This window comes from Acinetobacter sp. IK40, from assembly GCF_035615075.1.
Lineage (GTDB): Bacteria > Pseudomonadota > Gammaproteobacteria > Pseudomonadales > Moraxellaceae > Acinetobacter > Acinetobacter courvalinii.
This window is the reverse complement of sequence record NZ_JANBOE010000020.1, coordinates 1-6,238: the sequence shown is the minus strand read 5'-3', so window position 1 is coordinate 6,238 and position 6,238 is coordinate 1. Positions and strand designations below refer to the sequence as shown.

Below are 6,238 nucleotides of genomic sequence, written 5' to 3'. Positions count from 1 at the left end.
TATAATCAGCGAAGAATTCAAAAGAGTTTGGATTTTAAAACGCCAAATCAAATAGCAGAGAACTTTTATCGGTTAGCTGCCTAGCATATCCCAAGTGAAAGTCTCCTGCTAATTCAGCACATATCAGGTTTGAATGACGCGGACATTGACCACAGTGATGATCAGGCGACCAAAGCAGGTTGGATACAGGCGAGTCTTGAGAAGATTAAGAGTACGCCTTTTGCGCTAGAGCCTAAGCACCTGACACACTAGATGTACCCGAAAAGGGGCTAGTGAGACTAACGGACACGTTAGCTGGTGGATATGCGATGCAATTGATCTAAATTAATTTCAAAGCACCAGAACCGGCTCAGTTGTGCCCAAAGCGGATGTTCGCAAAAAATAATCTTCTCTTGATACCGCAGATTAAAGTGGATGTTCGATATGGCCTTTTAAAGGTAGAAAACTTAGTATTTAGACGCCTACCTTCTAGAGAAATAACGCAAATGAATAAAATGCTACCATCAACTTAAAATCATGATATGTCACGGCAAACTTCACACTTTCTAACTGTTGGCATAAACAACATACCATCCATCTACTGAAGTAGAAATTTTTTGAAATGTGCCGATGGTGTATTTTCAAGCATATTGCTACGACAAATAACGTAAAGATTTTTGTAGGGGGTGATCCCTTCAATTTTAACGCTTCTTAGTCGACCACTCTCGCACTCATCGACCACAGACGAAGAGATCACCAATGAAATACCCAAGCCTGCCTGTACTGCCCGTTTAACCGCCTCTGTGCTTCCAAGCTGCATAGATACACCAATAGAATCTGCCACGCTTCCGAAAAAATGCTGTAACAGACGCCCTGTGCCGCTACTTGTTTCTCCCCCCAGCAATTTCTCTCCCTTCAGCCAATCTAATGGAATACTCGCCAATTTGGCCCACGGATGCTCCACCGGCACAATCACAGCTAGTTCTTCACTTCGCCAAACGCATGCATCAAATCCCTCTCGTTGATCCCACCATTCCATAATGGCCACATCGACTTCAAAGTTTTCCAGTTTTTTCACAATGGTAAGATTATCGCCAATGACTACATCAAAATTGCAAGTTGCTGTTTTCTTGAACCGCCTCAAGTGCGGTGGCAATACATAGATGCCGATATTCGAGCTCGCGCCTATTACAAGACGATTTGTGTCGAATAATGCGCACGCTCTGGATCCGGTGCGCACTAGGTTTTCCGCATAAGGCAAAAACACTTTGCCTTCCTCTGTGAGCGTACAACCTGCGTTGTTTCGCACAATCAGATTGACACTCAGCGACTCTTCTAGGCGCCTAACATGCTGAGTCACAGCTGACTGTGAGAGCCCTGTGTGCTTGGCTGCTTCACGAAAGCCACCCCGATTCACGACAGCCAGAAAAGTAACTACGCGTTCAAGATTGATCAATTAACGCCTTCCAAAATTGGATTATTGATAGCATCGGATGGCCTTTGGCCGGTCAGTGCCTGTAAGATATTATTGGCTGCTAGTTTCTCGATTTCGAAACGCACGTCGTCGACCGCAGACCCCAAATGTGGGGTGAAAAATGTTTGCGCTGTATTGGTCAGTAACTCCTGCGGAATAGCTGTTGGCCTATCAACACGGATCCACTCTTCCAATTCGAAAACATCTGCCGCATAACCCGCCAATTTTCCAGATTCAAGTGCTTCGGCAACAGCTAATTCATCGACAACTGAACCACGACACGCATTGATCAAGTAGCTTCCTGTGCGCATTGTGCCAATTGTTTCTGCATTCAATAAGTGCAAAGTTTGCGGCGTCATTGGCAGCATAGGTACAACAAAGTCACTGCTACTTAATAATTCATCGAGACTCACCTGTCGTGCATTCCAGGCCTTTTCCTGCTCTTGATTCAAGGCGATGTCATCGCAATAAAGCACCCGCATATCAAAACTCGATAAGCGCTTCGCAATCGCTCGCCCGACCGCACCCATACCGATGATTCCGAGTGTGCGTCCTGTTAAACCCGTTCCGTATAGTTCCGGTCTCCACCCGTTAAATCCGTGAGTTCGGATACGGCGATCCCCCTCGGCCAGATGGCGAGTCAGGCCAAGAAGCAATCCAATTGTCAGCTCCGCCGTTGGGATGGTCAGAAGGTCCGGCACGATGCTGAACCAAATACCACGGCGGGTACAAGCATCGACATCAAAGTTGTCATAGCCTTTGAGTGCTGCACCTACAATCTTCAATTTAGGGCAGGACGCAAGAAAATCATCATCGATACTGTCAGGCATGAATACCATTAGTGCGTCAGCATCCTTTGCTCTCTCCAGCAATTCTGCGCGCGACATAGTATCGCGGGTCATGTTGGGAACGACATCCGCAACAGATTGTAAATAATCGATAATTTCAGGATGAACCCAGTGGGTAAGAACTATTTTTTGTTTCATGTGGACCCTCATGTGTATACCGGATTTTTTATATGGGTTAGCTACTTGAACTTGCGACGCAAGAATGAACTGAATGTATCAACTAGCGTCACCATCCCAAGAATGACCAGCAATATCGCGGATACTTCTTGGTATTGCATAAGACGCAGCGATCCTATCAACTCGAAACCTATACCGCCGGCACCGACCATTCCCATCACCGTTGAGGCGCGAAAATTGTATTCCCACCGATAAATCGCGGTGTCGGCCATTTGCGGTAATACTTGCGGAAAAATGCCATGAAATATCACTTGTAGCGGGCTGCAACCTGCGGCCTGCGCAGCTTCAACTGGTGCTTGATCTGTATGCTCAATCGCTTCCGCAAAAAACTTAGCGATCATGCCGATTGAGTGCAGGCCTAATGCCAACACACCCGGCAGTGCACCAAAGCCGACAGCTGCCACGAAAACTATACCCATAATAAGCTCAGGAACAGATCTCAACACATTTAACAGAGCACGCGCAGCCTGATAGACCGCTGGATGTGGACTGGTATTGCGTGCAGCCAAAATACCCAAGGGCACGGACAAAAGCACAGCGATGGCGGTTCCAGCAATACTCATGGCTAAGGTATCGAGCACTGGCTTGACCCATGCTCTCCACTCACTAAAGTTGGGAGGGAACATCTCACCAATGAGACTAACAAGACTTGGCACGCCTTCGCCTAAACGCTCACCATCAAATAGACCAACGTAATACCAACATCCGACGACAATAGCTAAAATCAATATCACATACCTAACTACTCGATTCCAGCTTTGGCGCTGCTCTGACAATATGGCTTCGAAGTTCGTATTCATTGTAGAGACCTCAAAAAATTAGAACTTGGAAAAATCTAGCTTTAGCAAACTACCTAAATCACGCACGACATCGTAATCCTTATCTGTTACAGGCCCGAATCCTTCAGCCTTGAATGGTTTCAACACGTTCGGATCTTTCAAATCGAGGAAGGCAGCACGAATTTTTTCTTTAAGCTCTGGTTTTAAGTTAGAGCGCATAGCCCATGGGTACTGAGGAAACGGTTTTGACTCCGCTAAGACCTTCACTTTGTTTAGATCGATCAAGCCGCTCAGAACGAGCGATTTGAAAATGGGCTTGCTCAGACCACCGGCCTGCGCGTGTCCATTCTGAACTGCCATCGCCACTGCATCGTGAGCGCCTACGAAATGCTCCTTGTAATCCGTTCCGGCAAATAATCCTTTATCAGCAAGCATTGATTTGGGGATCAGGTGGCTGGATGTAGAGGCCTTGTCACCCCAGGCAACGGCTTTTTTCTTGATATCTGTGATGTTGTTGATGCCCGCCGCCTTATTCACAATTAGCACTGACTGATAAGTTGTTGTGCCTTTTTGTTGCATTGCTGCAAATGGTTCAATCTTACTTTTCTGTTTGGCCAATACATAAGACAAGGGCCCAAAATATGCAAGATCAATACGACCGAACCGCATTGCTTCAATCATTGATGAATAGTCAGTGGTAACAATAAGCTCAATCTTTTTGCCCAGAGCTTTTTCAAGATACATCTCTAGAGGCTTATTATTTTTAATGACGGTTGATGCATTTTCATCAGGCAAGAGAGCAACTTTTAATGTGCCGGGGTCAGGATTAGGTGCGGCATATGTGACACTACCTAAGAGGCTAAACAATATTAGAGCCAGTACAGCGAATAGCTTTTTCATGGTTATTTCTCCTCAGTTCTTAAGTTAAACAATGGTTATGAGTAATATTTGGAATGTTTGAATTCAATTGCGCTTTTTGTTCATAGAGTTCAGTTACATGCGTTTGTGTCAGAGCCGCTGGTATTGCATCGAACACAACCTTGCCATGAGCCAGACCGACGATTCGGTCAGCATAGCGTTTAGCGAGATCGACTTGATGTAGGCTGACTACAGCGGTTATGCCGTCTTCTTTGCATATCTGGTGTAAGAGCGCCAAGACTTTGTTGGCGGTTGCTGGATCAAGGCTTGCCACAGGCTCGTCTGCCAAAACAAGTGCCGGTCGCTGCGCTAATGCCCGAGCTATACCCACGCGTTGTTGCTGACCGCCACTTAACTCATCCACTCGTGAGAGTGCTTTGTGAAGTAGCCCAACGCGGTCAAGGCTGTGTAATCCAATAGATTGATCCTCCTTCGATAGAGGAAAAAGAGTACGAAGCGTCGAGTGATAACCTAGTCTACCCATTAGCACATTTTGCAAAACAGAAAGTCGACCAATTAATTGATGCTGCTGGAATATCATGCCAGTACGCCGACGATGCTCTTGCAATATTTTTTTGTCCAACAATGAACCTAACATTGTAATGTTTATATTGCCGTTAGTGGGTTTTTGCATCAGGTTAAGACAACGGAGCATTGTTGATTTGCCTGCACCAGAGGCACCGAGCAACACTGAAAACTGTCCCTGTTGAAACGTGAGTGAAGTTGGATGCAACGCAATCATTTGTCCGTACTGGACGGTAATATTTTGAAGTTGAATCATTGCTGCCAGACCCTCGTTGTTGTAATCAATCTTTATTTTTGATTACGAAATCAGATAATGAGGTGAGCATAACGACTCAATGTTACAGTTTTATTGCGAGCAATTAGCAATCGCACTCAAACGCTTGGCTATAAGACTTCCAATTGGTATGCAGTGAGGCGCCGGTAATTGGCGGAGCTAGCTGGGAGGGGTTTAGCAGGATTTTAAGGCACACCCTGGCGTCCGCTTCTGGCCGAACGCAGCTGGAAGGCTCAAAATAGGTCGAGACACATTAAAATTACGTCACTACTCATAAGTGGCGATTATGTAAAATCGTTTGCGTGGCTTTTAACCTACTACTAATCAATACAGAGAGTGCTGTGGATAAGTGTCTTTACGGATTCCTTTTACTACAGACTCGTTGAAGTTGTAGCAAAACTCGAAGTACAAATATTTTATTTTTGGTGATGCGCGGCTATTTGAAAAGTAGCGAAGTTGTTGCGCTTTAGTGAGCTGGAATTTGAATAGCAGCATGAAATATGTTTGTTATTTGGACCGCTTTAATGGGTAAAATTCGGCTGGGAGTTTCGCTACAGCCTCGTTAGGCATGGCCATGAAAATATTCCTAGATAGTAATATTGTTAGGCACTCTGCAACTACATATCGCACTATGGATATCTATTTTGGCGGGGGTAACGCATCATTGTCATATCGTCGAAACAGGCAATGAGTCTTGGCGCTTTAAAGAATCGAGTACCAAGGGAATTGCAACAAAGCGAACTAAACCACGACAAACCAAAATAGATCAGGAGGAGTTAGCCATCAATTAATTGAGTTTCACGACTGTAATATTTTAACAACTACGTGGGTCAATTTTAGATGCAAATAGTGGGTCAGTTTTTAGTGACATTTGACAATTGCAGCGTTAAAGTGAACGGATAGCGCGAAGAATGCGGCCATAAAAATAAGTGTGCCGAGCAGACTCATAAGGGCAGGGAGATGCTTTTTAATTTCGTTTTTGTAAATCGTTATTTTGATATGCAACATATGGATCAATCCTGATAAATTAGGCAATACCTGCATGTCAATGCAGATTCATTTTATACGCCAGCAACCCCTTGCTGGCGTTTTTTTTATGGGACTAACCATACCTGTTAATTCTGACAGGTAGTCTCCTGATGTGTGCTGAGAAAACAGGAGGTTTTAACTTGGTAAACTATAGACACTCATCAGGAGTTTACCATGAGCAAGAAACAGAAGACTTACACCGCAGAATTTAAAGTTGAAGCAATAAAATTGATTG

General features: G+C 44.8%; 5 protein-coding genes and 1 pseudogene. 1 reads left to right on the top strand and 5 read right to left on the bottom strand.

Translation table 11 applies throughout. The features are described 5' to 3' along the window. Positions 1–577 precede the first annotated feature (577 nt). From MSG93_RS19090 to phnC, 5 genes are read right to left on the bottom strand one after another with little or no spacing between them, the layout of a single operon-like run. Positions 578–1,435, bottom strand: a complete 858-nt coding sequence (locus MSG93_RS19090) for a LysR family transcriptional regulator (protein ID WP_009389225.1) — start codon at positions 1,433–1,435, stop codon at positions 578–580. Next, a complete protein-coding gene (locus MSG93_RS19085; protein WP_004757466.1) occupies positions 1,432–2,439 on the bottom strand; it encodes a phosphonate dehydrogenase in 1,008 nt (335 codons plus the stop codon). The genes MSG93_RS19090 and MSG93_RS19085 overlap by 4 nt, the downstream gene beginning before the upstream one ends. A 41-nt stretch (positions 2,440–2,480) precedes the next feature. After that, entirely contained in the window at positions 2,481–3,278 is a 798-nt protein-coding gene (gene phnE / locus MSG93_RS19080) for a phosphonate ABC transporter, permease protein PhnE (RefSeq protein ID WP_004757464.1), read from the bottom strand. A gap of 18 nt (positions 3,279–3,296) precedes the next feature. Beyond that, on the bottom strand, positions 3,297–4,157 hold the full coding sequence (gene phnD, locus MSG93_RS19075) for a phosphate/phosphite/phosphonate ABC transporter substrate-binding protein (RefSeq protein WP_009389226.1): 861 nt from the start codon (positions 4,155–4,157) through the stop codon (positions 3,297–3,299). A gap of 19 nt (positions 4,158–4,176) precedes the next feature. Continuing rightward, a complete protein-coding gene (phnC, locus tag MSG93_RS19070; RefSeq protein ID WP_009389228.1) occupies positions 4,177–4,956 on the bottom strand; it encodes a phosphonate ABC transporter ATP-binding protein in 780 nt (259 codons plus the stop codon). A gap of 626 nt (positions 4,957–5,582) precedes the next feature. Between phnC and MSG93_RS19305 the strand changes: the two are divergent. After that, positions 5,583–5,681: pseudogene (locus MSG93_RS19305) on the top strand (ATPase); the annotation flags it as partial. Between the last annotated feature and the right edge of the window lie 557 nt (positions 5,682–6,238).

What these genes read in the sequence shown, in the direction of transcription:
- MSG93_RS19085 (WP_004757466.1), bottom strand. Translation starts at nt 2,439, where the DNA reads ATGAAACAAAAAATAGTTCTTACCCACTGGGTTCATCCTGAAATTATC.
- phnC (WP_009389228.1), bottom strand. Translation starts at nt 4,956, where the DNA reads ATGATTCAACTTCAAAATATTACCGTCCAGTACGGACAAATGATTGCG.
- phnE (WP_004757464.1), bottom strand. Translation starts at nt 3,278, where the DNA reads ATGAATACGAACTTCGAAGCCATATTGTCAGAGCAGCGCCAAAGCTGG.
- phnD (WP_009389226.1), bottom strand. Translation starts at nt 4,157, where the DNA reads ATGAAAAAGCTATTCGCTGTACTGGCTCTAATATTGTTTAGCCTCTTA.